Raw genomic sequence first — 23,894 nt, forward strand, 5'->3', positions numbered from 1 at the left:
CCGGAGGGGTTGTCAAGAAATTTACGGGGGCGGTTGACAAGTTTCTTGCGCAGGTGTAGAATTTGAGCAGTCAAAGCGATGACGCGGACATGGGCTGTACTGTGACCGGACAGAGAGCAGGGGGCTGCGCCGGGCCCGGAAAGGGCCGGCCAGGGTGGAAACCCGCACGGCGACACAGCGCTGCTTACCGCCGCGGAGCGCGGGGGCGAACCCCCGCCGGGCCGGGCCGTTATCCCCCAAACGAGCGGCGCCGCGTCTGCGGCGCAATGCGGGTGGAACCATGGGTCACAAGGACTCATCCCGAACGGGATGGGTCCTTTTTGTTTGTCCCCGGAAAGGGCCCGCCGCAAAACGAAAAAAAGACAGCGGGGCAGCAGTTGACACAGGAGGAGATAGCTATGATCAAGGTCACATTGAAAGATGGCGTGATCCGGGAGTTTGAGGCCGGGACGCCGGCCGCCGAGGTGGCAAAAAGCCTGGGCATGGGGCTGTACAAAGCGGCCACCAGCGTGCGCATCGACGGGGAGCTGGCGGACCTGCGCGCCCCGCTGGAACAGGATTGCCGGCTGGATATCCTCACCTTTGAGGACAAGGAGGGCAGGCATGCGTTCTGGCACACCGGCGCCCACGTGATGGCGCAGGCCATCCAGCACCTGTTCCCGGCCGCCCAGTTCGGCATCGGCCCGGCGCTGGACGACGGCTGGTACTATGACATCGGGGGCACTGAGCCCTTTACGCCGGACCAGTTCGAAGCCATCGAGGCCGAGATGAAAAGGATCGTCAAGGCGGACCTGCCGGTGGAGAAGCGGTTCATCACCGTGGAAGAGGGCCGGGAGATCTTCAAGGGCCAGACCTACAAGCTGGAACTGTTGGAGGAATACGCCGAAAAGGGCTGGCAGCTGTCGGTCTATCAGCAGGGCGATTTTACCGACCTGTGCGCCGGCCCCCATCTGATGAGCACCGGCGCGCTGAAAGCAGTGAAGCTGATGAGCACCGCCAGCGCCTACTGGCGCGGCGACGCTGCAAAGGACAGCCTGTGCCGCGTGTATGGGACCGCGTTCCCCAAGGCGGCTGAGCTGCAGGCGTATCTGGACCGGCTGGAAGAGGCCAAGCGGCGCGACCACCGCAAGCTGGGCAAAGAGCTGGGGCTGTTCGCTTTCCGCGATGAGGCGCCGGGCTTCCCGTTCTATCTGCCCAAGGGCATGGTGCTCAAAAACACCCTCATCGACTATTGGCGCGAGGTCCACAAAAAATGGGATTATGTCGAGATCGCCACCCCGCAGATCATGCGCCGCACCCTGTGGGAGACCTCCGGCCATTGGGACCATTACAAGGACAATATGTACACCACCGTCATCGACGAAGAGGATTTTGCCATCAAGCCGATGAACTGCCCGGGCAGCATCCTGGTGTATGAGATGGAGCCGCGCTCCTACCGCGATCTGCCGCTGCGCTACGGCGAGCTGGGCATCGTCCACCGGCACGAGCTGTCGGGCGCGCTGCACGGCATGTTCCGGGTGCGCTGCTTCACCCAGGACGACGCGCATATCCTGCTCACCAAGGACCAGATCACCGACGAGGTGGTGCGCATCGCCCGCCTGTTTGACGAGGTCTATTCGCTGTTTGGCCTGCCCTATACCATCGAGCTGTCCACCATGCCGGAAGATCATCTGGGTTCGCTGGAGGACTGGGAGATCGCGACCAACGCGCTAGCCGACGCCATCAAAAGCATCGGCAAGACCTATGAGGTCAACGAGGGCGACGGCGCGTTCTACGGGCCCAAGCTGGACTTCCACATCCAGGATTCGCTGGGCCGCACCTGGCAGTGCGGCACCATCCAGCTGGATTACCAGCTGCCCGGCCGGTTTGACCTGGAGTATATGGGGGCCGACGGCCAGAAGCATTGCCCGGTCATGATCCACCGCGTGGTCTTTGGCAGTATCGAGCGCTTTATCGGCATCCTGACCGAGCATTTTGCGGGCGCGTTCCCCACCTGGCTGGCCCCGGTGCAGGCGGAGGTCATCCCCATCGGCGAGAGCCATCACGAGTATGCGGTCAAGGTCACCGAGGCGCTGAAAGCCGCCGGGGTGCGGGCCGAGGCTGACCTGCGCAGTGAAAAGATGAACTATAAGATCCGCGAGGCCCAGCTGCAGAAGATCCCGTATATGCTGGTGGTGGGCGACAAGGAGGCCGCCGAGGGCACTGTCTCGGTGCGCGCCCGCAAGCAGGAAAAAGGCGGCGTCAAAAAGCTGGAAGAGTTTGTGAAAGAGATCTGCGGGGAGATCGCAGCCCGCGAGAACTGAGCGCCCGCGCCGCCCGGCGCAGGGGCTGTTATCCAATAAAGAAAAACAGGTTCTGCCGGCAGGCAGGGCCTGTTTTTTTGCTGTCGGGGCGGAAAAAGATGCTGAAGAGGAAAAACCTTGCCGTGCCGGCGGAATGGGAGCGAAAGAAAAGGGGAAAACTGTTGACAAACCAGAGGACGATTGCTATAATAATTAAGCGTCAAATTGCGCAGAACAGAAAAGACGACCCGCTAGCTCAGTTGGCAGAGCAATTGCCTTTTAAGCAATGGGTCCGGAGTTCGAATCTCCGGCGGGTCACCAAAAACAAAGGGCTACCAAAAGGTAGCCCTTTGTTTTTGTGTCCGTCCGGGGTGAGAACTCCGGAAAGGCGTAGGAGAAAGAAAAGGAGAACGGCTGTGCCGTTCTCGCCGGGCCGGCCGGGGCGTCGGGACACCCGGGTGCCCGCACGCCGCAGCGGGGAAAGAACAGCGGGTACCGGCCCGGCTTTCCCGGCTGATTTTGCCGTGAGGAGAAAGACCTTCCCGCAGGGCCTCATCGCCGAAAAGGCACTGCGCCCGCCGCCTGCGCCTGCCGGATCCGCACCGTTCTGCCGCCCGCCCATAAACAGTCCTCACCGTTATGGAGGCGAAGCGCAAAATTTCAACTTTTTTTGGCAACATTTTTCTTTGTTGCAACAAAAATTCATTTTTTGAAATAAAAATATATGAATGGCATTTTATGGTTTATTCACAAAAAACCCTCAGCTTTTTTGCTGTTTCTACCAATTATCGGCCTTATTAATTAAAAAACAGTATCAAAAATCACATTTTCGTTGACATGCACCAGGTGGAATGCTACCATTTAGGCGTACCGAAACGCAAGGGTACAAAAGGAATCCTGTTCAAAACCCGCAAAAAATGTCCATGCTTTAGACAACAAATTTACATATCCGCTTTTCGTTTCCGTCTGCGGTGGAAACGGGCGGCAGGTAAAGGCAAACTGGGGCGGGGCAGAGATGCGGATTTCGAATAGCGTTGAATGAAAAAGGAGAGAGAATCCCAATGAAAAAAGTATTCGCACTGGTCATGGCCGCTGCGCTGGCCCTGTCCCTGGTCGCCTGCGGCGGCAGCGACAGCGACAGCAGCTCGGCGTCCACCCCCGCCTCTCAGGCCGCTTCCTCGGCGGCCGACAGCGTCGCTTCCACCGTCCCCGCTGGTGGCAAGGTCGGCGTCTGCATCTACAAATTTGACGACAACTTCATGACCGTCTACCGCAACAAGCTGGAAGAGATCCTCACCAGCAAGGGCTACGAGGTCACTTTCCAGGACGGCAACAACGACCAGGTCAAGCAGACCGAGCAGATCAACACCTATATCACCCAGGGCGTTGACGCGCTGATCATCAACCCGGTCATGACCTCTGCCGCCGAGCAGATCGTCGATCTGGTCAAGACCGCGGGCATCCCCACCGTCCTCATCAACCGCGAGCCCACCGAGGGCGAGATGGCCGTCTACGACAAGATCGCGTATGTCGGCTGCGACGCTGCCCAGTCCGGCACCTATCAGGGCGAGCTCATCCTTGAGACCGAGAACAAGGGCGACATCAACGGCGACGGCGTTGTCTCCTACATCATGATCCAGGGCGACCCCGAGAACGTCGACGCGCAGCTGCGCACCGAGTATTCCGTCAAGGCGCTGGAGGATGCCGGCGTGAAGGTCGAGCAGCTGGACATGCAGCGCGGCGACTGGGACCAGAATAAGGGCCAGGAGATCTGCGCCACCGACCTGTCCAAGTTCGGCGATAAGGTCGAGGTCGTGTTCTGCAACAACGACGCCATGGCTCTGGGCGCTCTCGAGGCCATCAAGACCGCGGGCCGCACCGTGGGCAAGGACATCTATCTGGTCGGCGTCGACGCGCTGGACGACGCGCTGGACAAGATCCAGGCGGGCGAGATGACCGGCACCGTGCTCAACGACGCTGACGCGCAGGCGACCAAGGCCGTCGAGGTCATGGAAGCTCTGCTGGGCGGCAAGACCTATACCGCCGACGAGCAGCAGATCTATGTCGACTATGTCAAGGTCACCCCGGACAACGTGGCTGACTTCGTGAAATAAGCCGACGGTCAAATGAAATCGAAAAGTGCGTGTGCGCTGGGACGCACACGCACTTTTTGGGATTTATAAATGCAAGGGGGCCAGTTAATGTCAGAGTATCGTTTGGAGATGCGCGATGTGGTCAAGACCTTTCCGGGCGTCAAGGCCCTGGACCACGCGCAGCTGAAACTGAGACCGGGCACCGTGCATGCGCTGATGGGCGAGAACGGCGCGGGCAAATCCACGCTGATGAAGTGTATGTTCGGTATCTATAAAATGGACGAGGGCCAGATCGTCTACGAGGGGGAGCCCATCCAGATCAAAGACCCGCTGGACGCTTTGAACCACGGCATCGCGATGGTGCATCAGGAGCTGCAGCCCATCCCGGAGCGCAGCGTGGCGGAAAATATCTTCGTGGGCCGCTATCCCATGAAAAAGGCGCTGGGTTTTTACCCGATCATCGACCACAAAAAAATGTACGAGGACACCGCAAAGCTGCTTGAAGAGGTCCGCATGCCCTTTGACCCGCGGGCCAAGCTGGGTACTCTCTCCGTTTCCCAGATGCAGCTGGTGGAGATCGCCAAGGCGGTCAGCGCCAACTGCAAGGTCCTGATCCTGGACGAGCCGACCTCCTCGCTGACCGACAACGAGGTGGAAGCGCTGTTCCGCATTGTGGACGATCTGCGCGCCAAGGGCGTTTCGATCGTGTACATCTCCCACAAAATGGACGAGATCCTGCGCATTTCGGACGAGGTCACCATCATGCGCGACGGCCAGTATATCGGCACCTGGGCGGCAAAGGAGCTGACCACCGATGCGATCATCACCAGGATGGTGGGCCGCGAGCTGGAAAACCTCTATCCCCCGCGCGAAAACGTGCCCGGCGAAGTGGTTTTTGAGGTCAAGGACTTCACCTCCATCAACCCCAAGTCGTTCCGCGACGTCAGCTTCCAGCTGCGCCGCGGCGAGATCTTGGGCGTGGGCGGCCTGGTGGGCGCGCAGCGCACCGAGCTGATGGAGGGCCTGTTCGGCATCCGCGCGCACGCGAAAGGCAAGATCTATTATAAGGGGGAGGAGATCCATGTCAGCCGCCCCCGCGACGCCATCAAAAAGGGCCTGGCCATGCTCACCGAGGACCGCCGCGCCACCGGCATCATGGGGGTGCTCTCGGTGGCGGACAACGTGGCCATCGCCTCCCTCAACGAGTACGTGGACGCGGGGATCGTGCTCAACAAGAAAAAGATCGAAAAGCTGGTGGCGGACAATGTCGCCAAGCTTTCCATCAAGACCCCTTCCAGCAAGACTTTGATCCAGTCGCTTTCCGGCGGCAACCAGCAGAAAGTGCTGATCAGCCGCTGGCTTGCCAATGACCCGGACGTCTTTATTCTCGACGAGCCCACCCGCGGCATCGACGTGGGGGCGAAATACGAGATCTACTGCATCATCGCCGACCTCGCAAAACAGGGCAAAAGCGTCATCATGATCTCCTCCGAAATGGGCGAGCTCATCGGTATGTCCGACCGCGTGATGGTCATGTGCGACGGCAAGGTCACCGGCTTTATCGACGGCGACAAGGCCAACCAGGAGAATATCATGGAACTGGCCACAAGGTTTTCGTAAGGAGGAATCACAGTAATGGAAAAAACAAAGAGCAGACTGAATAAAAAGTCCGTCACCAGTTTTCTGTCCAACAACGCCATCACCCTTTTGATCCTGCTGATGGTGCTGGTGGTCGGCTTTACCCAGAGCAATTTCTTCTCCCTGACCAACCTGAAAAACCTGGCGATGAATGCGTCGGTCCGGTTCATCATCGCCTGCGGCGTGTCCGGCTGCCTGATCACCAAGGGCACCGACCTGTCCGCCGGGCGCACGGTGGGCCTGGGCGCCTGCATCGCGGCCACCCTGCTGCAGAAGGTGGATTACGGCGCGCGCTTTTTCCCCAATCTGCCCGACTTCCCGGTCTGGGCCGGCCTGCTGTGCTCCATGCTCATCTGCGGGCTGTTCGGCATCGTCAACGGCTGCGTCGTCGCTTTCTTCAAGGTGCCCCCGTTCATCGCCACGCTGGGCATGCAGACCATCGTCTACGGCATCTGCCTGGTGTACACCGGCGCCGACCCCATGGGCGGTTTCAAGTCCAGCTATACCAAGGTCGCCAACGGTTCGCTGTTCGGCGCCATCCCCTATCTGTTCCTGATCGCCCTGCTGGTGGGCATATTCATGTGGTTTTTGTATAACAAGACCCGCCACGGCAAATACATGTACGCCATCGGCGGCAACGAGAGCGCGGCCTCGGTGGCCGGCGTCAATGTTTCCGCCACCCTGATCCGCATTTACTTCCTGGCCTCGATGCTGTACGGCCTGGCGGGCTTCCTGGCCGGCGCAAAGGCGGGCGGCGCTTCGGTGCAGACCGGCTACGGCTATGAGCTGGAGGCCATCGCGGCCTGCACCATCGGCGGCGTTTCCACCAACGGCGGCGTCGGCAAGGTGTCCGGCATCCTGGTCGGCGTTCTGGTGTTCGAGATCTTGAAGATCTGCCTGCAGTTCCTGGGCGTGAACCCCTCGTACACCTTTATCGTGCAGGGCCTTGTCATCATCGTGGCCGTCGCCCTTGACCTGCGCAAATATCTGGCCAAGAAGTGAGCGGTATGGAAGAGCGAGACGACCGCTTCCCGGAACAGGCGGACGGCGGCGCCCCGGCCGGAGACCCTGTGCCGGAGGGACCGGAGCCCGAGTTCAAAAACTGGAAAGAGCGCCTGTACGACAAGGTGCATATCAGCGTGCACACCCTGGACATCATCATCGGGGTGCTGGTGGCCCTGATCTTCGTCTTTATCCTGTTGGGGATGCTCAAGACGCGGCTGGGCTGAGTGTGTGCAGCGGACAACAAAACACCGTGCCCCCTCCATTGGAGGGGGCACGGTGTTTTGCAGCAAAAAAGGCGGGCGCCGGCCCGCCTTTTTTAGTTTGGGCAGCGCCGGGGCTTATTCCAGCACCGAGCCCTGCACGCCCGCGACGCCCGCTGCGCTCAGCATCAGCAGCAGGCTCATCTGCGGCATCTGCCAGGTGCCCTTGACCGGGAAGCGCTCTTTCGCGGCGTTGTGCGCGTAGACGTTGACCCCGTCGTCGCCCACGCAGACCGCCGGGATGCCCATGCCGATGGGGATGGAGGCGTTGGTGGGCCCGCCCTCTACCAGATAGGGCTTGTTGCCCAAAAACTCCACCACAGCCCAGGCCGTCTCCACCAGCGGGGCGTGCTCGTCCAGCGCGGCCGCTTTCACGTCAAACAGGGTCTTGACCGAGTAGGTGATGACGTCCTTGCCCCAGCGCGCGGTCTCCTCCTGGCAGGCCTCTTCAATGCAGCGAAAGACCTCGCGGTCCAGCGCTTCCAGCTCGGCCGCGCCGTTGGAGCGGTAGTTGATCTTGATGGTGGCCTCAGGCACGATGGCGTGGATCGCCGCGTCGGTGCCGGCGTGGAAGTTGGACACCGCAAAGGTGGTCTTGGGGTAGTCGGGCACCTGCAGATCGGCGATCTTCGCCACCGCGCGCGCCGCGGCGTGCAGGGGGTTGGCCACGTCGCCAAACGCCATATACGCGTGCCCGCCCACACCGTGGAACGTGATCTCCAGCGTCTTGATGCCGGTGGACTGATAGATGATGCCCGCCGCGCCGCAGCCGTCCATGTGGATGCCCGCGCCGATGTCGGTGTTTTCCTCATAAAAAGCGCGCGCGCCGCCAAAAGCGCCCATGCCCTCTTCGCGCACGGTGCCGGTAAAGACCAGGTCGCCGTCGGTCTCAACGCCCGCCGCGTCCAGCGCGCGGATCAGAGAGAGCATGGCGGCAAGGGCGCGGGTGTCGTCCACAATGCCGGGGCAGTGGATGAATTCGCCGTCAAAGGTGGGTTCCAGCGGGGTATCTTCCGCATAGACGGTGTCCATGTGGCCGTCCACCACCACTTTGGGGCCGCCGCCCTTGCCTTTGCGCACCCCCACGGCGTTGCCCGCGCCGTCGATGTGTACGTCGGTCAGGCCCAGCGCGCGGAACTGCTCGGTCATGTAAGCGGCCCGCTTTTCTTCGTGAAAGGTCGGGGAGGAGATCTTGGTGATGGTCACCTGCTCGCGGACGCAGCGCTCATGATCCTCTTTGAGAAAGTCCAGCGCCTTTTTTACCCGGGCGTCGCCGGTCAGGGCGGCGACAGCGTCACGATGCTTTTTACTTACCGTATACTCCATATTGCTTTCTCCTTAAAGTTATTTGCCGCAGAGGAGAAGCGCGCGCCGCGCTTCCCGCAGGGCGGTCATTTCCGTTTGATGCGCTCGCGCAGCTCGTCGAAGAGCTCGCCGCCGCGGCGGTTCTTCATGCCCGGAAAAGCTTTTACCAGCCGGCGGCTGATGCGGCTGGGCCGGGCGGCCATAAGCTCGTTGTAGCGGTTTTGCAGCTCGTCCAGCTTCCGCTGCAGCTCGTCGCGGTACTCCGCCGCGCCCAGCGCCGCCTGCACCCGCTTTTCGTCCAGCGAGGCGCGGGTCTCGTCCAGACGCACGCTCAGGCTCGCCCGGGTCTCTTCCAGCTTTTCGCCCAGGGCCTGGCCTTTTTCGCCCACTGCGGCCGCGGCCTCCAGCGATTTTTCGCCCAGCGCTTCCGACAGGCCCTGCGACACCTTGTGCAGCGCCCCGGCGACCTTTTCCAGTTCGCCCAGGCTGCGGTTGAATTTCAGGATGCCGCGCACGGTCACCGCGAGGTCGGCGAGATAAGCCAGAAGCACCGGTATGGCCGCGATCTGTCCCGCCAGCGCGGGCACCACCGCCACCGCGCCCGCCACCGCCGGGTGGATGACCCGCACCACCAGCACGATCAGCAGGCCCCACAGCAGGGAAAACGAGAGGCAGATATAACCGCCCACGTTGAACGGCTTATCGCTGTAATCCCACCATTGGGTGTGAAACAGCTTTTCCAGCGCAAAGCCGGTGACCAGCTCCAGCAGGCTGGCCAGCACTGCGCCGCCCACAAAAAGAACGGGCAGGCTGCCGGAAAGCGGCGTGAGCGCGCACAGCACGATCAGCATGCCAAAGCCGTAGATGGGGCAGACCGGGCCGCTCAGAAAGCCGCGGTTGACGAATTTGCCGGTGTTGACCGTGCAAAAGACAACCTCGGCGCACCAGCCCAGCACCGAGTAGAGCACAAAATACCAGAACAGCTGGTAAAGGGTAAATCCAAAGATCGAAATTTCCCACATAAGGGGGCCAAACTCCTTTCCTGGCCGCTGCCGCGCGCGGCGTTCAGCCTTTCAGCGGTTTGCCGCAGGCGGGGCAATAGGCGGCCCCGGCGTCGCAGGGCTTGCCGCAGGACGGGCAGGCGCTTTTGCCGGACAGCTCCGACAGGCGGCGCAGGATGTCGGACACCTGCATCTCCCGCTCGCCCACCTCGCCCAGCAGCGATTCGATGCGGTGTTCCGCCGTCTCGCCCCCGCTGGGCCAGGCGCCCGCGTTCATCAAATAAAAGGTGCGGCCGATCTCGCTGAAACGGGACTCGCACTCGCTGCGCAGCCGCAGCAGGTCCAGGCGCAGCATCGCCGCGTCCTTTTTCTCCCCCACCACCTTGCCGGCGCCGGCCACGGCGTCCTTCGCGCCCTCCGCCACGGCGGCGGCGCGGTCGGCCATCTCGGTCAAAAAGCGTTTCACGCTGGAATCCATGCAAAAAACCTCCCGTCCAAATTTGTTTTATCCTGTGGAACGCTTCTAGTATACCATCTTTGGCCGGGCTTTGCACCCCACAAAAAGCGGCGGTTGTCCGCCCCGGCCAAAATGAGTATAATAAAAGAAAAGAGGGGTGGCAAAGGGGGGCGAGGCGGTTGGACCGGGTGATCCTGCACTGCGACTGCAACTCGTTTTACGCCTCGGTGGAATTGCTGGAGCATCCCGAGCTGCAGGGCAGGCCGGTGGCGGTGGGGCGCGACGACGGCAGCCGCCACGGGGTGGTGCTGGCCAAAAACGAGGCGGCAAAAAAGTTTGGCGTCAAGACGGCAGAGACCATCTGGCAGGCAAAGCGCAAATGCCCCGACCTGATCCTGCTGCCGCCCCATCACGAAAAATACCGGGCCATGAGCGCGCGCATCAACCGCATTTACGGCGAGTACACCGACCTGGTGGAACCGTTCAGCGTGGACGAGAGCTGGCTGGACGTCACCGGCAGCCTGCACCTGTTCGCCTCCAGCGGGGGCGAGCTGGCCGACCTGCTGCGGGCGCGGGTGAAGCGCGAGCTGGGCATCACCATCTCTGTGGGGGTATCGTTCAATAAAGTGTTCGCCAAACTGGGCAGCGACTATAAAAAGCCGGACGCCACCACCCTGATCCCGCGCGAAAAGGTGGCCGAGATCCTTTGGCCGCTGCCGGTGGAAAACATGCTCTTTGTGGGCAGCGCGGCCGCGGCCCGGCTGCGGGGGATGGGCATCGGCACCATTGGCGCCCTGGCGGCGGCGGACGAGCAGCTGCTGATCGAGGCGCTGGGCAAGCTGGGCGCCACCCTGCACGCCTATGCGGCCGGGCAGGACGACGCTCCCGTGCGGCGGCAGGACGAGGCGGAGCCGGTGAAAAGCGTGGGAAACGGCCTCACTTTCCGCCGCAATCTGGTGGGGCCGGAGGACGTCCGGGTGGGCGTGGGCTATCTGGCGGACGAGGTGGCCGCGCGGCTGCGCCGCCACGGGCTCAAATGCACGGCCCTGCAGGTGAACATCAAGGACCCAGCCCTCAAGACCATTTCGCGCCAAAAGCAGCTGGAGACGGAGACCGACCTGGCACGGGAGCTGACCGAGGCGGCGATGGCCCTGGTGACGGCCAACTGGGACCTGCGGCAGCCCATCCGCGCCATCACGGTCACCGCCCTGGGGCTGACCGACGAGGCCGCGCCCCGGCAGATCAGCCTGTTTGGCGAGCCGGGGCAGGACCCGCGCCACCGCCGCCGTGCCCGGCTGGAACAGACGCTGGACGGCCTGCGGGACCGCTTTGGCCCCGACGCGGTGGCGGCCGCCGGGGTGCTGGGCAGCGATCTGGGGCTGATGGAGAACAAAGCGCGCGCCCGGCCGCAGCGGGCGGAAAAGGATGGTCCCGACCCCAAGGCCGGGCAGGAATGAGGAAACGCCGCCGCGAAAGAGGCGAGGCGGGGGACAAGCGCACCGGCGCAGGCGTCCCGTATCGCCGGGCGGCCGTTTTCTGCCCCGGCCCAAAAGGGAAAAAATAGACAGAGCCCCGGCCGGGACGCCGGGACGAAGGGAGTAAAAAGCAGTATGGTCAAGCATATCGTGTTCTGGAAACTGCGGGAGGACTGCGACAAGGACGCCGCCGTGCGGGAGATCGCGGACAAGCTGGAAGCGCTGGTGGGCGTGGTGCCCGGCCTGACGAAAGCGCAGGTGCGCCGCGCCTATACGGGCGACTATGACGCGGTGCTGTACAGCGAGCTGGACAGCAGGGAGGCCGCCGAGGCCTATCAGACCCACCCGGCCCATCTGGAGGCCAAAAAGACGGTGCACGGCTACGCGGTGGGCCGGGCGGCCTGCGATTTCGAGGTCTGAGCCCCCGCACACCCCCTGCGTGGGAAAAAGGGCGGGGCTGGCCCCCGGGATATCTGGGCAGCGATGCCGGCCCCCGCACGCCTGCGTGCGGGTAAAAGGCGGAGGTCCCCGCATGGACGGCGCCGCCGCACCGGCAAGGCGCCCGGCCGCAGACGGCCTGTCCCGCTGAAAAAACGAGACCGGCGCTTTTCTGCTGTTCTGCAGAAAAGCGCCGGTCTTTGTTGCGTGCAAGACCCGCCTGCGCCGGTGAAAGGGACGGCCGGAAAAAGCTTTGGCTGCCGGCGCGGAAAGGGGAAGCGGAGAGGAAAAGAAGAAACAGGCGGCCCCGGGATCAGGGAAAAGCGGGGCAGGGCAGCCCGCGTGTTGCAGCCCGCGTGTTTATCGGCGGCGGGGTGCTGACGGCGGCTGGAACAGCGCCCGCCCCCCATTTTTGAGAGGCCTGCCGCGCCGCGTTTTGGAAAGGGCCCGCACGGGCCGCCCGCCCTGCCTGCGGCACGGCTCTGCCGCCGCCCGGCCTCAGGGCTGTGGAGCAAAAGCGTTGAGGACCGCTTCGACCGCAAGCAGCTGCTTTTCGCCGCACTTTTTCAGCGCGTCGGCCAGCGCGGCGACCCGGGCCGGGTTTTGGCTGGGCGTTTTTGAACGGTCTGACGCGGTGAGCTTTTTCAGTTTATTTGATTTCCTGCTCCAAAATCCGAAAGATGTCCGAGTGAAAAAACTCTTCCAGAGATATTCCAAGACCATCACAAATCTTTTTTATCGTGGAAACAGTGACGCTGTTATTGCGGCCGCTGATAAGGTTGTTGAGGGTAGACTGTGGGATGCCGCTTATCATGCATAGCTTATTGACCGAGAGATCGCGCTCTTCGCATAATTCCAAAATTCTTTCTTTTACCGCTATCCCAACAGTCATGTTTTCACCCCTTTTCAAAAAGGTTATATTTTTCTTCTTGAAAAGGTTAACTCTTTTGAGTTAAAATGAAACAAAGAGAGCTTATTTTATCATAAGGACAGTTTCTTTTGAGACATTCAATGTTTTTTTGCAGAACAATTGGAGAGTAACCAATCCCCAAAAAGGAGGGCGAGTAACAGTATTTTGAGAGGTCCCCTGGGAGAAACAAAGTACGGACGTTGCTTTTCTGTCGACTCGATGCGGCCGTCCTGCGGAGCAAAAGCCGTTAGAAGTGACATTGGCAGACCATGCACCCTCATTTTTCGCTTTTTTCTTTCTACTTTGAGCAAGGATGGTGAGTAAAATGGAGTCTTCTTATCATAAGATGCTGGATCGCATGGACCTGCAGAACATCATCGCCCATGCGCAGGGCTTTGATCTGTCCCCGACCGACGAGCGGGAGATGCAGGTGCGGGAAAAAGAGGCCTACGAGGGCATGCTGCGGCAGCTGCTGGAGCTGGTGGGCGAGCAGCGGCTGGAAGCGGCCCTCGACGCGGCGATGGGCTACCTGTCGGTGCGGGAGGATATCATGCTGGCCCTGGGCATGAAGATGGGGGCCCGGCTTCAGCTTCAGCTGCTCTGCAGGGAGGATGTGGATTTTTTCCGTCCCCCGGAATAGGCCTCGGCCGCGGCGTTTCCCGGCGCGGCGAAATGCCGGACAAAACGCCGCACCCGCTCTCTCCGCGTTCCCCTTGGCCGTTTCCCTCGGCCGCTTCCTCCGGCCGTTCCCTCGGCCGTTCCCTCCGGTCGCTTCCTCCATCTGTTTCCTCCAGCCGTTCCCTTGGCTGCTCCTCTCGGCGCGTTCCTCGGCATTCCCTCCACGGCCGCTCCTTTCGACGCTCTCCCCGGTATTCCCCCTGTCGTTCCCCTCGGCCGCTTCCCTCGGCGCTTTGCTTTGCCCGAAGTTCCCCTCGGCACGCCTCCCAGCCGCTCCCGCCGGCCGTGGGGGCGCGGCTGCGCGGCCCCGTCCCTCCCCTCCGGCGAAAGAGAGACGCCGCCCGCGCTTCATTTTTCGCCGCCGTTTTCATACATTTTACAGTGCGCCGCCTTGCGCGGATATGCTATACTGATAAAAAGTTGTCGAAACGGGGCGGCGGACGCCCGCGGGGAATGTCCGCTGCCGGAGGGAGGTAACTGGATGAGGACCAAAATGAAACTGCTGCTGGTCCTGCTGGCCGCAGCGGTGGCGGGCATTGCGCTGGTGCTGCTGGCGGGTGTGCTGGACCTGCGGCCCGCGGCACGCGCCTATACGGTCGAGGGGCCGGTGCGGGCGCTGCGCGCGCCCATGGCCGGGCCGGGCGGCGCGCTTGCCGCCGTGACCCCGGAAATGACCGAGCAGGAGGCCGCCGCCGCGCTGCAGACCGTGGTGGACGGCGCGGTCGCCGCCGGGGCCAACACGCTGCTGTTCGAGGTGCAGTCCGCTGAAGTGGCGGGGGTATATTACGACGACAAGGAATTTGCGCCCGTCAACAGCGCCCTGGACCCGCTGAAAACGCTCTGCGCGCTGGCGGAACAGGCGGGGGTGCAGGTGATCGCCGTGGTGGAGCCTTTCGCGGCCGGGCCGGCGGACAAGAGCACGGCCCGGGGCACGCTGGCGTCCGACTTTTACAGCGAGACGCTGCGCTATGACGGAGGCCTCTGGTTCAACCCGCTCAATGTGCGCTGCGTGGACCGGCTGGCCGCCGCCTATGCCCGCCTTATCCGGCATTATCCGGTGGCGGGGGTGGTCTTTTCGGGCCTGGAGTTCGGCGCGGGAAGCGACGCTTTGGCCCAGGGCCTGGCGGTGCTGGGGGCAAAAATGGAAAAAGCCGCGGGCGAAAAGGCCGTCGGCCTCACCTTTGACAGCGCTGCAGCTCCGCTGACCGCGGCGCAGACGGCCGCCCTGACGGCGGAGGGGTTTGACCTGCTGCTGCCCCGGGGCGTCGACGGCGCGGCGCTGCAGCAGTGGCGCGACGCCTGCCCGGACGCCCGGGTGCTGCCCTGTGCCCCGGCCAACGACCCCGGGGGCTTTTCGGCGCTGCTGCGCACCCTCTCCCTGAAAAACGATCTGCCGGGCGCGGTGCTGGGGGACCTGACCGCAGCGATGCAGAACCCCGCGGACGTGGGGCTGATGGTCAGCTATTTCTGCGAGCCGGTGGCGGTCTCCAGCCCTGGGGTCTCCACGGCGCTGGCCGCCAGCTATCCGCCAGACGGCTCCACAGTGACCAGTGAGACGGTGGTGATCCTGGGCACCAGCGACCCCACCCGGCCGCTGACCGTTTCCTCCGGCGGCTCTGTGCTGCGGGCGCAGGGCGGCAGTTTCGCCGTCGAGGTCCCTTTGCAGGTGGGGCGCAACGAGTTCACCCTCAGCCAGGAGGGCGGCGGCACGGCGGCGGTCACGGTGATCCGCAGGGAGCCGGCCGCGGGGGGCGGCGGCTCCGGCGCGCCGAAGCCGGACACCAGCCTGGACGGCAGTTTGGCCGGGCGCTATGTAGAGGTCACCGCCCAGCTGGCCTCCACCCTGAACGATCCGGGCAATGACGACGCCATTGCCATGACGGTGAAGCAGGGGGCCCGCATCTCCATCCAGGGCACGGTGGAAACGCTGCGCAGCGGCAAGATCACCACCGCCTACCTGCTTTCCAGCGGCGATTATCTGCTGGCGGGCAACGCCCAATTGGTGGAGGACGACGCGCCCACCACCTTTTCGGCGCCGGAGCAGAGCGTCAGCGGGCGGGGCGACCTGTCGCTGAAGCTGGCGGGCGGCACCCCGATGTGTTACGACGATTACCGGGACGGCGTCCTGACCCTGAAATTTTACGACACGGCCCTGGGCTTTGACGTGAGCGCGCTGCAGAACGACTTTGTCGCGGCCGCAGCCGCAGAGCCGCTGGACCCGGAAAAGGACGGCGGCGAGGGGATAAAGCTGTCGCTGGAGATCGCGCCGGGCAGCCACCTGTGGGGCTACGACGTGACCTACGCGGACGGCGTCACCACGCTGTACCTGCAAAAGGCCCCCGTGCTGGGCACAGAGCCCGGCAGGCCCCTGGCGGGCGTGACCGTGCTGCTGGACGCGGGCCACGGCGGCAGCGATACCGGCGCGGCGGGCATCGGCGGTGCCACCGGCACGGCGGAAAAAGACGTCAATCTGGCCCTGACCCTGGCTGCCCGCGACCGGCTGGAACAGCTGGGGGCGACGGTGCTGATGACCCGCACCGACGACTCGTTCCCCACCCTGCAGGAGCGCTGGGCCATGGAACAGGCCGAGCGGCCGGACTTTTTCATTGCCCTGCACCACAACAGCACCGGCCTCACCAAAGACACGGCCGGGGCAAAAGGGCTCGAGGTCTATTATTTCGAGCGCATCAGCGGCAGCTTTGCCCGCAGCCTCATGGACGCCGTCTCCTCCGCCACCGGCCGGGAGCCCGACGAGCCGAAATGGAATTATTTCTACGTCAACCGCGTGACGTTCGCCCCCTCGGTGCTGTTCGAGTTCGGCTATCTGGTCAACCCGGACGAATTTGAGGACTGCGTCAGCGAGCAGGGCATCCGGGCCGCCGCAGACGGCGTGGCCGAAGGGGTGCTGCGCAGCATCCCGGTGGCCTGAGCGCTCCCTTTCCCCGCGCCCCCGGCCGGTCCTTTTCCCAGCGGGCGCGTTTTCAGGCGGGGATGGGGGCGGGGGGGACATGGCGGGATAACGCCCCCTTTCCCTGATCGGGCGTGTTTTCAGTGCCCGGATGGGCAAAATAACCTCTTCAAAGCAAACCTGTTTTTCGTATTTTTGTTCAAAAATGCCTTTGCATTTTTAGAGAAAGTTCCATATAATTAAGACCAGCGTGTGGCGTAACTGCGTAAATCCAGTTATCGCCGCACGCTTTTTATTTTGCAATGGAGGTATCTTGTGATGGATCAAAAAAGCAACGCCTTTCTGGAGACCGAGCCCGTGGGGGCTTTGATGCGAAAATTTGCGGCGCCCTGCGTCGTCTCCCTGCTGGTGGCGGCGCTGTATAATATCGTGGATCAGATCTTTATCGCCAACGCCGGTTACCTGGGATCTTACGGCAACGCGGCCAACACGGTGGTGTTTCCCCTGACGGTGGTGGCCCTGGCCGTCGCGGTGATGATCGGGGACGGCTGCTGCGCTTTCGTCAGCATCAGCCTGGGCGCGGGGGAAAAGGAAGACGCGCAACGCAGCATCGGCAGCGCGGTGACGCTGTGCGCCGCCGCAAGCCTGATTTTGACCGCCGCGTATTTCCTGTTTTGCGACCCGCTGCTGACCCTGTTCGGCGGCAGGGTCAACGGGGAGACTTTCCGGCTGTCTGAAGAATATTTCTTTTATATCTCTATGGGGCTCCCCTTTTACATGTTCGGGCAGGCTTTGAACCCCATCATCCGCTCCGACGGCAGCCCCAGGTTCGCCATGCTCTCCACCCTGGCGGGGGCCGCGGTCAATATCGCGCTTGATCCGCTCTTCATTTTTGGGTTTCACTGGGGCATGATGGGGGCCGCTGTGGCCACCGTGCTGGGCCAGGTGCTGACAGCGGCGCTGGCGGTCTGGTATCTGCGCCATATGAAAGCCGTGCGGCTGACAAGGGACAGTTTTCGCCTGCGCGGCCGGCTGCTGAGGCGGTTCCTGCCGCTGGGGATCTGCAGCTTTTTGTCGCAGATTTCGCTGGTGGCAGCCATGGCCGCCATCAACAACATGATCCGCAAGTACGGCGCGGCGGACCCGGTTTTCGGCCAGGAGCAATATGCGCAGATCCCCATGGCCGTGGTGGGTATCGTGATGAAATTTTTTCAGATCGTCATCTCCGCCTCGGTGGGCATGGCCGCCGGCTGTATCCCCATCGTGGGGTACAATATCGGCGCGGCGCGCAAGGACCGGGCCCGCGCCCTCTTCACGCGGCTGCTGGCCGCAGAAGCCGCGCTGGGCGCGGCGGCCCTGCTGATCGCAGAACTGTTTCCCCGTCAGCTCATCGCCGTTTTTGGGGCTGCAAACGAGAGCGCCTATTACACCGGCTTCGCGGTCCGGGCTTTCCGCATCTATCTGTGCACGCTGATCTTCGCCTGCGTCAACAAGGCAACTTTCATCTATCTGCAATCCCTGGGCAAAGCGCTGGTCTCCACGCTGCTCTCGATGGTGCGCGAGGTGGTGTTCGGCGTGGGGTTCGCCCTGCTGCTGCCGGCCTTTTTCGGGTTGGACGGCGTGCTTTACTCCATGCCGGTGTCGGATCTGCTCACCTTTGTGCTCTCGGCCGCGGTCATCGTGCGCACCTGCCGCGCGCTGAGGGACAGGGGAGAAGGCCCCGCCGCGTCGCGCCCTGCCGGGCGGGAATGAGCGCGCCGCGGAATGGAACACACAGAAAAAAGGAACGGTGCATCTGCGCCGTTCCTTTTTTGCGCCCGGCAGGGCGGCCGTCCGCTTCTCTTATTCTTCACTGGGGGCAAACTGGCTGTTATACAGCTGCGCGTAAAACCCATTTTGGGACAGCAGCTCCTCATGGGTGCCCTTTTCGACGATGCGTCCCGCTTTCATCACCAGGATGCAGTCGGCCCGGCGGATGGTGGACAGCCGGTGCGCCACCACAAAGCTGGTGCGGCCGGCCATCATCTCGTCAAAAGCGCGCTGGATCTTGACCTCGGTGCGGGTGTCGATGCTGCTGGTCGCCTCGTCCAGGATCAGCATCGGCGGGTCGGTGAGCATGATGCGGGCAATGCAGAGCAGCTGCCGCTGGCCCTGGGACAGGTTGCCCCCGTTTTCCGCCACCGGGGTGTCGTAGCCCTGCGGCAGCCGTTTGATGAAGCTGTGGGCGTGGGCCGCTTTGGCGGCGGCGACGATCTCCTCCTCGGGCGCGTCCGGCCGCCCGTAAGCGATGTTCTCGCGCACGGTGCCCGAAAACAGCCAGGTGTCCTGCAGCACCATGCCGTAGCAGCCGCGCAGGCTGTCCCGCGTCAGGCCGCGCACGTCGCTGCCGTCCACCCGCACCAGGCCGCTGTCCACGTCGTAAAAGCGCATCAGCAGGTTGATGATGGTGGTTTTGCCGCAGCCGGTGGGCCCCACCAGCGCGATGTGCTGGCCCGGCGCGGCCCGGACGTTCAGGTCCTGGATGAGCGGGGCGTCCGGGCGGTAAGAAAAGTCGACATGTTCCAGTTCCACCATGCCCCGGCAATCGCGGATGACCTTTGCCTGCGCGTCTTCCGGCGGCTCGGACGCCTCGTCCAGCACCCGGAAGACGCGGGCCGCGCTGGCCAGCGCGGCCTGGAACTCCGCCACCACGCCCGAGATCTCGTTGAAAGGTTTGGTGTACTGGTTGGCGTAGCTGAGAAAACCGGACAGGCCGCCCACCGACAGCCGGCCGCTGATCACCGACAGCGCGCCGGTCAGCCCCACGGCCGCGTAGACCACCCCGTTGACAAAGCGGGTGCAGGGGTTGGTCAGCGCCGAATAGAACTGGGCGCGCACGCCGTAGTGGTACAGCTCTTTGTTGATCTCGTCAAAGCGGGCCTCCGCCCGCTGCTCGTAACCAAAGGCCTTGACCACTTTCTGGCTGGCCACCATCTCGGCGGCAAACCCGGTCAGGCGGCCCTGCACCTCGGCCTGGCGGGTGAACATGGCGTGGATGCGGCCGGCGATGAAGCTGGCCACAAACAGCGACAGCGGGGTGAGCACCACCACCACCAGGGCGATGAACGGGTCCAGGCTGAACATGAAGATCAAAGTGCCCAGGATGGTGACCACGCCGGTGAACAGCTGCGAAAAGCCCTGCAGCAGCCCGTTGGACACCTGGTCCACGTCGTTGGTCATACGGCTCATGAAATCGCCGCGCGCCGCGCCGTCGATGGCCGCCAGGGGCAGCGTGCTGATCTTGCCGAACAGGGCGCGGCGCAGGTCCCGCACCGCCCGGTAGGTGACCGTGTTGGTGCACAGGGTCATCAGCCAGCCGAACAGAGCGCTGGCCAGCACCGCGCCCACCAGCGCCGCCAGCACCGGCAGCATGCCGTCAAAATCCACCGCGCCCGGGCCGAGGATGTGGTCGATGGCCCGGCCGATCAGCACCGGCGTGGCCAGCGAGAGACCCACGTTTGCCAGCGCCGCCAACACCGCGGCGGCGAGATGGGCCCGCTGGGGGGCCAGCAGGGACAGGATGCGGCGCATCGTCTTTGCGCCCTGTCCGTCTGTGCGCTTTTTCATGCCCGTTCCGCCTCCTCTCCCGTGAGCTGTGACAGACAGATCTCCCGATAGGCCTCGCAGCTGCGGAACAGCTCCTCGTGGGTGCCGACCCCGGCCACCGCGCCGTCGTCCAGCACCACGATCTTATCCGCGCCGCGCACCGTGTTCACCCGCTGCGAGACCAGAAAGACGGTGGCCCCGCGCACGTCGCGCCGCAAAGCGCGCCGCAGCGCCGCGTCGGTGGCAAAATCCAGCGCGCTGGCGCTGTCGTCCAAAATGAGGATGTCCGGCCGCCCGGCCAGTGCCCGGGCGATGGTCAGCCGTTGGCGCTGGCCGCCCGAGAGGTTTTGTCCTCCCTGCAGGATGGAGGCGTCCAGTCCCCCGGGCAGTTTTTTGACAAAATCCGCGGCCTGGGCAGTCTCCAGCGCCGCCCAGAGAGCGGCGTCGTCCGCCTGGGGCGCGCCCCACTTGAGGTTGTCGCGCAGGGTGCCGGAAAAAAGCACCGCCTGCTGCGGCACCACGCCCACCTGGGCGCGCAGCGCGGCGGACGGCCAATCCCGCACATCCACGCCGTTCACCCGCACGCTGCCGCTTTTGACGTCGTAAAAGCGGGGGATCAGCGACACCAGCGTCGATTTGCCGCTGCCGGTGCCGCCGATGACCCCCACCGTCTCGCCCGGGGCCGCGGTGAAGCTGACCCCGGACAGCGCGTTTTCACCGCTGCTGTAGGCGAAGTCCACCCCGTCAAATTCCACCCGCGGCGTGCCGGCGGCCCCGGCGGCCGGCGCGGCCCCGGCGCGGTCGGTCACAGAGGGAGCCAGCTCCAAAACCTCGTTCACCCGGGCCGCGCTGGCCGCCGCGCGGGTAAAAATGACCACCAGGTTGGCCACCACCACCAGCGCCAGCAGGATCTGGTTCATGTAGTTGACCAGCGCCACGATCTGGCCCTGGGTCAGCGCGCCGGACTGCACCCGCAGGCCGCCCGCCCAGATGATGGCCACAATGGCCAGGTTCACCACCACAAAGGTGAGCGGGTTCAGCAGGGCGTTGACCCGCCCCACCCGCATGCTCACCTCGCGGTGATCCTCGTTGGCCGCGTCAAAGCGCCGGCACTCGGCCTCCTGACGCGAAAAAGCGCGGATGACCCGCACCCCCTGCAGATTTTCCGACGTGACCAGGCTGATGCGGTCCAGCTTTTTTTGGATGGTCCGATAGTAGGGCACACAGCGGCTCATGATGAAATAGAGGATAAAAGCGATGATCGGGGCCGCCGCCAGGAAGATCAGCGACAGCTTGAGGTCGATGCCCACGGCCATGACAGTGGCGCCGATCACCAGAAAAGGCGCCCGGATCACCAGCCGGATCAGCATGGCCACTGCGGTCTGCAGCTGGTTGACGTCGTTGACGATGCGGTTGACCATGCTGCTGGAGCCAATGCGGTCGATCTCCGCGTGGGAGAGAGTGTTGATGTGATGATAGAGCTCGCGCCGCAGCGTGGTGCCGAAGCCCTGGCTGGCCCGCGCCGCCGAGTACTGGCAGAACAGGGCGCAGCAAAGCCCGGTGAACCCCAGCAGCACCAGCACCAGGCTCATGCGCACCACATAGCCCCTGTCCCCCGCGGCGATGCCCACGTCGATGATCCGGGCCATCACCAGCGGCACGATCAGCTCGAACACCGCCTCGATCAGCTTGGCGGCGGGCCCCAGGATGCACTGCAGCCGGTAAGGCCGCAGATATTTTGTCAGTCTGCGCATCACGCAGCCTCCTTTTTTGGATGCTCCTTATTTACACTGGCATTATAGCACAGTATAATGTATATGAAAAATATTTGTTTTGTATCTTATCCATATTTAAAAAATATATTATAGGGGGCGCAGGGGCGTGGATCTCAAACAGCTGGGCTATTTTATCGCCATTGTGGAGGAGGGCAGTATCAGCGCTGCCGCAAAACAGCTGCACATCTCGCAGCCGCCGCTGTCGGCCCAGCTGCGGCGGCTGGAAGAGGAGCTGGGGGTGCCGCTCATCGAGCGCGGGCCGCGCCGCGTCACCCCCACCGAGGCGGGGCGGGCGCTCTACCGACAGGCCAAACGCCTGCTGCTGCTGGCCGACGCCGCCCGGGACGAGGTGACCCAGCTGGCGGGCGGGGTGCGCGGGACGCTGCGGCTGGGGGTGATCTCCTCCTGCGGCCCCACCTTGTTCACCCCGGCCTTTGAGGCGTTCTGCGGCCGTTACCCGGAACTGCGGTTCGAGATGCGGGAGGGCAATACCTACGAGCTGCTGGAGCTGCTGCGCACGGGCGCTATCGAGGTGGCGGTGCTGCGCACCCCGTTTCCCGCCGAGGGGCTGGACTGCCGCGCCGTGGCCCCGGAGCCTCTGGCCGCCGTTGCCCGGCCGGGCCTTTTTGCGGGCCTGGGGCCGGACCCGCTTTCCCCGCGGCAGCTGGCGGGGCTGCCGCTGGCTTATTACCGGCGGTTCGAGGCTCTGCTGGAGGGCGTTTTCCGGCGGGGAGAGGCGCCGCTGCGGGCGCGCTGTGTGGTGGACGACGCGCGCACAGCCCTTGCCTGGGCGCAGGCCGGGCTGGCCGTGGCGCTGGTGCCCCGCTCGGCGGTGGCCCTTTGTCCCAGCGCGCTGGAGGTGCGCGGGATCGCCGCGCCGGAGCTGGTCACCTCGGTCACGGTGGCCACCCGCCGCACCGCGCCGCTCAGCGCGGGGGCAAAGGCTTTTATCGAGCTTTTTCCCGCCCACGGCGCGCCGGCGGAGGGCAGGGGCGAAAAATAAGGCCAAATCACAGATCGTGCACTTTTCTTTCCCTTGAAAACGTGTTAAAATTTGTAGGTGCCCCGGTGCGCGGCGCCGCCGGGCGCGCGGTCCGTTCTGCGCCATTTCCCTTTCAAAGGAGCTGTCATGTCACATTCCATCGCCAATGCGCCGGGAGAGCGCTCTTTCGCGCACGGCAAAAACTGGTATAAGATCTTCTGGGTGTTTTTCATCGGCTGCCTGATCGGCTATGGCTGTGAAATGGTGTTCGCCTACCTGAAAAACGGCTATTGGGTGGAGCGCACCGGTCTGATCTACGGGCCGTTCAACCAGATCTACGGCCTGGGTGCGGTCATTTTTATGCTCAGCCTGTACCACATCCGGCGCGCCAACGCGGGCATCATCTTTCTCGCCAGCGCTTTTTCCGGCGCGGCTTTCGAGTGGGTGTGCAGCTGGGTGCAGGAGCAGGTGTTCCACTCGGTCAGCTGGGAGTACAGCGATACCCCGGCCAACCTGGGCGGGCGCACCAACCTGTTTTTTTCCATCTGCTGGGGCCTGATGGGCATGATCTTCATCCGCAACATCTATCCCACCCTGAGCAGGGTCATCGAGCGCATCCCCAACCGCATCGGCAAGCCGCTCACCTGGTGCCTGGCGGTTTTTATGGCGTTTGATCTTCTCATCTCCGGGCTGGCGGTCGCCCGCTGGGCCGAGCGCACCTACGGCTATGACGTGCCGCCCACCAATGCGGTGAACGCCTTTCTCGACAAGAACTATCCCGACGAGTTCATGAGCGCGACTTATACCAGCATGGAGTTCCGGCGGCCGGACGACCCGCCGGCGGAGCGGGAAGAACAAAAAGAACAGGAAAAACAGGAGGGACAGGACAAGGCGGCCTGAGCGGTCCGCCGCCGCCCGTCCGTCTTTTACTGCGCGTTCCCTGACAAAAAACCGTGGCTTTGCCGCAGTTTTTTATTGTTCCGCAATAAAAAATAATTGATTTCGATTCGCCGCGGCCTGAGGACAGGCCGCATGGCTATTAAAAAACAGCCTGCGGCTATTTTTATCGCTCTGCAATAAAAGACAACTTATCTCGCTTCGC

General features: G+C 63.4%; 19 protein-coding genes and 1 tRNA gene. 13 read left to right on the forward strand and 7 right to left on the reverse strand.

The window, feature by feature from the left end; genetic code table 11:
• The first annotated feature begins 398 nt into the window (after positions 1-398).
• The 6 genes from thrS to H8S23_RS08980 all read left to right on the forward strand — a co-directional run bounded on the left by thrS (position 399) and on the right by H8S23_RS08980 (position 7,242).
• Positions 399-2,303, forward strand: coding sequence for a threonine--tRNA ligase (gene thrS / locus H8S23_RS08955; protein WP_186888006.1), 1,905 nt, complete (start codon positions 399-401; stop codon positions 2,301-2,303).
• Between the two features lie 224 nt (positions 2,304-2,527).
• Positions 2,528-2,603, forward strand: a tRNA-Lys gene (locus tag H8S23_RS08960).
• A 740-nt stretch (positions 2,604-3,343) separates the two neighbouring features.
• Positions 3,344-4,396, forward strand: a complete 1,053-nt coding sequence (locus H8S23_RS08965; protein ID WP_186888007.1) for a galactose ABC transporter substrate-binding protein — start codon at positions 3,344-3,346, stop codon at positions 4,394-4,396.
• 87 nt (positions 4,397-4,483) lie between these two features.
• The gene (locus tag H8S23_RS08970) at positions 4,484-5,995 is read left to right on the forward strand and encodes a sugar ABC transporter ATP-binding protein (protein WP_186888008.1); all 1,512 of its coding nucleotides are present in this window, start codon (positions 4,484-4,486) and stop codon (positions 5,993-5,995) included.
• A 15-nt stretch (positions 5,996-6,010) separates the two neighbouring features.
• Positions 6,011-7,015 (forward strand): galactose/methyl galactoside ABC transporter permease MglC, encoded by a 1,005-nt coding sequence (locus H8S23_RS08975; protein ID WP_186888009.1) that lies wholly within the window; start codon positions 6,011-6,013, stop codon positions 7,013-7,015.
• A 5-nt stretch (positions 7,016-7,020) separates the two neighbouring features.
• On the forward strand, positions 7,021-7,242 hold the full coding sequence (locus tag H8S23_RS08980) for a hypothetical protein (RefSeq protein WP_186888010.1): 222 nt from the start codon (positions 7,021-7,023) through the stop codon (positions 7,240-7,242).
• A gap of 114 nt (positions 7,243-7,356) precedes the next feature.
• Here H8S23_RS08980 and H8S23_RS08985 read toward each other — a convergent pair whose 3' ends face one another.
• From H8S23_RS08985 to H8S23_RS08995, 3 genes are all read right to left on the reverse strand, one after another.
• Positions 7,357-8,604 carry a M20/M25/M40 family metallo-hydrolase gene (locus H8S23_RS08985; RefSeq protein ID WP_186888011.1) on the reverse strand — a complete coding sequence of 416 codons (1,248 nt, stop codon included), beginning with the start codon at positions 8,602-8,604 and terminating at the stop codon, positions 7,357-7,359.
• Between the two features lie 65 nt (positions 8,605-8,669).
• A complete protein-coding gene (locus H8S23_RS08990; RefSeq protein WP_186888012.1) occupies positions 8,670-9,605 on the reverse strand; it encodes a putative ABC transporter permease in 936 nt (311 codons plus the stop codon).
• Positions 9,606-9,648: 43 nt separating this feature from the next.
• On the reverse strand, positions 9,649-10,062 hold the full coding sequence (locus H8S23_RS08995) for a zinc ribbon domain-containing protein (protein WP_186888013.1): 414 nt from the start codon (positions 10,060-10,062) through the stop codon (positions 9,649-9,651).
• 167 nt (positions 10,063-10,229) lie between these two features.
• Between H8S23_RS08995 and dinB the strand changes: the two genes are divergently transcribed.
• Both dinB and H8S23_RS09005 read left to right on the forward strand, forming a co-directional pair.
• Positions 10,230-11,498 carry a DNA polymerase IV gene (gene dinB, locus H8S23_RS09000; RefSeq protein WP_341479917.1) on the forward strand — a complete coding sequence of 423 codons (1,269 nt, stop codon included), beginning with the start codon at positions 10,230-10,232 and terminating at the stop codon, positions 11,496-11,498.
• A 153-nt stretch (positions 11,499-11,651) separates the two neighbouring features.
• Entirely contained in the window at positions 11,652-11,936 is a 285-nt protein-coding gene (locus tag H8S23_RS09005; RefSeq protein ID WP_186888015.1) for a Dabb family protein, read from the forward strand.
• 516 nt (positions 11,937-12,452) lie between these two features.
• Here H8S23_RS09005 and H8S23_RS09010 read toward each other — a convergent pair.
• Both H8S23_RS09010 and H8S23_RS09015 read right to left on the reverse strand, forming a co-directional pair.
• Complete coding sequence (locus H8S23_RS09010) at positions 12,453-12,677, reverse strand: hypothetical protein (RefSeq protein WP_186888322.1); 225 nt, start codon at positions 12,675-12,677, stop codon at positions 12,453-12,455.
• A complete protein-coding gene (locus tag H8S23_RS09015) occupies positions 12,604-12,846 on the reverse strand; it encodes a helix-turn-helix domain-containing protein (RefSeq protein WP_186888016.1) in 243 nt (80 codons plus the stop codon). The genes H8S23_RS09010 and H8S23_RS09015 overlap by 74 nt, the downstream gene beginning before the upstream one ends.
• Before the next feature lie 343 nt (positions 12,847-13,189).
• On the opposite strand from H8S23_RS09015, the gene H8S23_RS09020 reads away from it, so the two are divergent.
• The 3 genes from H8S23_RS09020 to H8S23_RS09030 all read left to right on the forward strand — a co-directional run bounded on the left by H8S23_RS09020 (position 13,190) and on the right by H8S23_RS09030 (position 18,202).
• Positions 13,190-13,504 (forward strand): hypothetical protein, encoded by a 315-nt coding sequence (locus H8S23_RS09020; protein ID WP_186888017.1) that lies wholly within the window; start codon positions 13,190-13,192, stop codon positions 13,502-13,504.
• Between the two features lie 519 nt (positions 13,505-14,023).
• Entirely contained in the window at positions 14,024-16,471 is a 2,448-nt protein-coding gene (locus tag H8S23_RS09025; RefSeq protein WP_186888018.1) for an N-acetylmuramoyl-L-alanine amidase, read from the forward strand.
• A 297-nt stretch (positions 16,472-16,768) separates the two neighbouring features.
• Entirely contained in the window at positions 16,769-18,202 is a 1,434-nt protein-coding gene (locus H8S23_RS09030; protein ID WP_186888305.1) for an MATE family efflux transporter, read from the forward strand.
• A gap of 90 nt (positions 18,203-18,292) precedes the next feature.
• Here H8S23_RS09030 and H8S23_RS09035 read toward each other — a convergent pair whose 3' ends face one another.
• Both H8S23_RS09035 and H8S23_RS09040 read right to left on the reverse strand, forming a co-directional pair.
• Positions 18,293-20,056 (reverse strand): ABC transporter ATP-binding protein, encoded by a 1,764-nt coding sequence (locus H8S23_RS09035; RefSeq protein ID WP_186888019.1) that lies wholly within the window; start codon positions 20,054-20,056, stop codon positions 18,293-18,295.
• Positions 20,053-21,789 carry an ABC transporter ATP-binding protein gene (locus tag H8S23_RS09040; RefSeq protein ID WP_186888020.1) on the reverse strand — a complete coding sequence of 579 codons (1,737 nt, stop codon included), beginning with the start codon at positions 21,787-21,789 and terminating at the stop codon, positions 20,053-20,055. Before H8S23_RS09040 ends, H8S23_RS09035 begins: the two co-directional genes overlap by 4 nt.
• Before the next feature lie 127 nt (positions 21,790-21,916).
• Here H8S23_RS09040 and H8S23_RS09045 point away from each other — a divergent pair, with 127 nt between their 5' ends.
• Both H8S23_RS09045 and H8S23_RS09050 read left to right on the forward strand, forming a co-directional pair.
• A complete protein-coding gene (locus H8S23_RS09045; RefSeq protein ID WP_186888021.1) occupies positions 21,917-22,813 on the forward strand; it encodes a LysR substrate-binding domain-containing protein in 897 nt (298 codons plus the stop codon).
• Between the two features lie 126 nt (positions 22,814-22,939).
• Positions 22,940-23,692, forward strand: coding sequence for a putative ABC transporter permease (locus H8S23_RS09050; RefSeq protein ID WP_186888022.1), 753 nt, complete (start codon positions 22,940-22,942; stop codon positions 23,690-23,692).
• Positions 23,693-23,894 lie beyond the last annotated feature (202 nt).

Source organism: Anaerofilum hominis, from assembly GCF_014287275.1.
Classification (GTDB): Bacteria; Bacillota; Clostridia; order Oscillospirales; family Ruminococcaceae; genus Pygmaiobacter; species Pygmaiobacter hominis.